Genomic DNA, 3,624 nt, shown 5'->3' with positions numbered 1-3,624 from the left:
AAAATACATCTTGCAACCGATGCGAATGGATTACCGATTGATTTTAAAATCACTGGGGGTGGCGTCCACGACAGTCAAGTTGCAAAACAACTGATTGATACTGTAGGCGAGGCAACTTATCTCATTGCTGATAAGGGGTATGATGCTGAGCACATTAGAATATATGCCCAGAACAAGGATATGATTCCCATCATTCCAATGAGATCAAATAGTAAAAGATCGAATAAGGAGTTTGATAAATATCTATATAAATTAAGACATTTAGTTGAAAATGTGTTTGCGAGATTGAAGCATTTCCGAGCGATTGCAACCCGATTTGATAAGCTTGCACGAAATTACCAGTCTATGATTTACATTGCTTGCATGTTTATTTGGTGTAAAGCCAAATGAGGACACGCCCTAGTACATTCACATTATTTAAATCATCATTGGCAAATAGAACCGCCTCAACCACTAAACTTTCTGTAATTGTACTTTCATTACCTGCGACATCAATAGCTTGCACAGTAACGTTATAATTACCATCAGCTAATTCTGGAAGCTGGCCATCGGCAAGTGTCCATGTACCATCACCATTATTTACTGCTGCATAATTAATGCCATCTACAGTCACAACAATTGTTGCTGTAGGATCGTCAATTGTCCCTTGTAAAATTGGTGTACTATCACCTGTTGTATTTGTCACAAGATTCGCTATTGGAGCTTGGGCATCAACGCTTGTACTTACGGTTTGAGAAGAATTACCCGCCAGATCAATGGTTACGGCATTCAGTATTGTTCCATCTGTTAAGCCCGGATTTGGGATTGACCATAAACCATCTCTCCCTGCTACTGCCCTGCCGATTTCATTACCACCCTCAGCAGTTATAATCACTGTTGAGCCAGCTTCTGCGGTACCTGTAATATCATTAATATTATTTATTGGATTAACTGTAGGTGCATCAGGGGCATAACGATCCAAAATATTAATAGTTAAAGTTGCAGTATCAGTAGTTACTCCATCTGCATTTAACACTGTATAAGTAAATACTTCTGATTGTCCGATAGATGCAAATTCACCGTTCCCAACATAAGTATATGACCCATTAGAATAAATGGTTAAAACACCATACTCTCCATTGATTGTTGTACCAGCCGCACTCACACTTTGAGGTGTTTCCACTCCAAATTGGATTTGAGTAACCGTTGCTAAAGTACCACCCTCATCATTGGCCAAGACATTATCCTCCACAGTATTATTTTCAAATGTTGTGGAAGTTACTTGTGTCGTAATCGTGGTTTGTTGCAATAAGGTCAAGGTATTGGAAAGCAGCGCAGTTGCAGTTGCATCAATAATAGTATTGAGTAAGCCTGTCACACTAAAGCCAAGTAAGGAAATAGCATTAGCATTGCTGAGTAAACTCTCGTTTAATGCACCAACAAGCTCATCAGCAGGTAATCCATTTACTAACTGAAGAACTGGTGGTAAGACAATATTTGTTACCAAACCTGCAATCGCACCACCACCTAAGGCATTATTAACAGCTTCAAGAATAATTTCTTGGTTACCTGCACCTAGCAATACACCTGCATCCCCAAGCTCCTGTAACGAAATACCACCACCATCAGTATCAAGTAAATTCGTTAAAGCACTTGCATCATTACTCACTACAACACGGTAAGTTCCTGCAGGCAAATCAGGTATTGTTGTTGTTAATGTATCATCTCCTGTAATACCTAATATTCCCAGCCCTGCCACATCACCCACTAATTGAGAGTTTTGGGTTACTGCTGAATACACGATATTCCCAGCTTCATCTAAAACATCAACACGATAAGCATCAGCTACTGCAAGTAAGGATGTTTGTGAAATCGAAATCGCGAGACTATTGGTTGAACCTGACAGTACTACCTCTGTTCCCGCATCTATTCCGCCAGTCGACTCAAGTAAATTAATCACTTGAACATTTTGGTCAACAATCTCAGGAGCGGTGATTGAAATCTCATTACCCATATCCAAGTTAACGTCGTCATCATAAGCAAAGCTTACAGCTGGTATCTCTGGATCTATTAAGCCGTCTAAACGTGTATCCAAGGCATCTTTTTCTGCTTGGATCGTTTCAGGTAATGCATCCACAAGGGCTTGTGCATCTTCTTTCGCTTGTTGTGCAGCCTCTAATTGCGCTAATAAATCAGCACGCTCTTCCGAGCTGACTTCATCTCCAACTGCGTCAATGGCAGCAACCAGATCATCATACGCTTGCTCAGCGTCTTCTACTGCTGTTGTCGCTGCATCAAGTTGTGCCTGGATTGCGGCATCATCGGCATCGACATCACCATCACCATCAAAGTCAGTGACTGCTGGAATTACAAGATCCTCAATCGCATCCAGACGATCTTGTAATGTGTCTTTTGCAGGACAATCATCTAGTCCTGTGACAGCGTTTTGAGCAAGTTCTTTCGCTACATCTATAATTCCTTGCAGTTCTTCTAATCTTTCTTCAGCCTGTGCATATTCTTCTGGTGTAATAAGACCATTGTCATCTGCATCTGTAAGACCATCCAAGATCTCTTGTTGTTCAGCACGTGCTGCTTCTGCTGCTGCAACCAATTCGGCAGCTGCTTCGGCTTCAAGATCTCCATCATCAATGCCATTTTCATTGGCATCATTCACCGGTGGAACTACGATATCGACAAGGTCATCCAGGCGATCTTGTAGACCTTCTTTATCAGTACCAGCTGGTAGAGTATTTACTGCATCTTGGGCAACTTGTTTTGCTTCTTCCGCTGTATTAATCGCATCCTGAACTGCTTGTTGTTCTTCAGGGGTAATCAGGCCATCTTGTTGTGCTTGTTCTAGTATTTCTAATGCATTGTTATATTCAGCTTCAGCCTGAGATACTAGCCTTTCAGCATTTTCCATTGGATTTACTGGTGTAGAATCTTTTGAACTACTTGAACCACCCGATCCACCTACCGCAGCTGCAATTCCCCCAACAGCTAATGCTCCACCAATCCAAGGTAGTAAGTCAGTTGCCCCTCCTCCAAGAAGGGCTTCCTCAGTAATCGGGTTGTATTTAACTACATCTAATAATTGACCTGAACTGTCGGTAAATTCTGCCCAGTACAGCTCACCATTATTCCCTTCAAAAACAAGTAAACTTTCATTCACCGCGGGGTCGAAATAATTTTCTACAACAATTTTTTTACCGTTTTTAAGTGTGATAACTGCCGCATTTCCTTCTCTTAGAATATTGGCAACATCCTCTATTTTGACACCAATTTTAACTACGGAATTTTGATTTAATACAACCGAATTGGTATTTAAACTTTGAATAATTTGTCCATTAGATCTCTTTCATAAATCAAAAAACGACCTTCTTTTTGGTTAATATTTGCACTCCGGATTTCTTGGCATTCGTGCATAATCTGCGGATGAAATACATCGATTCAAACAAGCTTTCTGATCCTCAGTTCAAGCGATACACAGGCATCTCATGGTCAACTTTCTATTTGATGGTTGAGCAATTGCAGAAGCATGTCTCTGCCAAATGCAGACCGCCCAAGTTAAGCCTGGAGGATCAGGTTCTGCTCTGTCTGAGCTATTGGCGGGAATACCGAACCTTATTTCACGTTGCGACGAGT

3 protein-coding genes are annotated in these 3,624 nt (G+C 41.1%); 2 read left to right on the top strand and 1 reads right to left on the bottom strand.

Translation table 11 applies throughout. From position 1 onward, the window contains the following. Positions 1 to 390 (top strand): IS5 family transposase (locus HADU_RS10390; protein ID WP_008305979.1); only part of this gene is annotated, 390 nt, incomplete at its 5' end. Here the strand turns inward: HADU_RS10390 and HADU_RS15140 are convergent. After that, positions 368 to 3,316 carry a GA-like domain-containing protein gene (locus HADU_RS15140; protein ID WP_413540697.1) on the bottom strand — a complete coding sequence of 983 codons (2,949 nt, stop codon included), beginning with the start codon at positions 3,314 to 3,316 and terminating at the stop codon, positions 368 to 370. The genes HADU_RS10390 and HADU_RS15140 overlap by 23 nt on opposite strands. Positions 3,317 to 3,414: 98 nt before the next feature. Between HADU_RS15140 and HADU_RS15345 the strand changes: the two genes are divergently transcribed. Continuing rightward, on the top strand, positions 3,415 to 3,624 hold a 210-nt coding region (locus tag HADU_RS15345), incomplete at its 3' end, for a transposase family protein (protein ID WP_008305976.1).

The sequence above is a fragment of the Acinetobacter sp. HA genome, assembly GCF_000264725.1.
Classification (GTDB): Bacteria; Pseudomonadota; Gammaproteobacteria; order Pseudomonadales; family Moraxellaceae; genus Acinetobacter; species Acinetobacter schindleri.
Note: the sequence above shows the minus strand (reverse complement) of the source record. Positions and strands in the feature narration are given on the sequence as shown.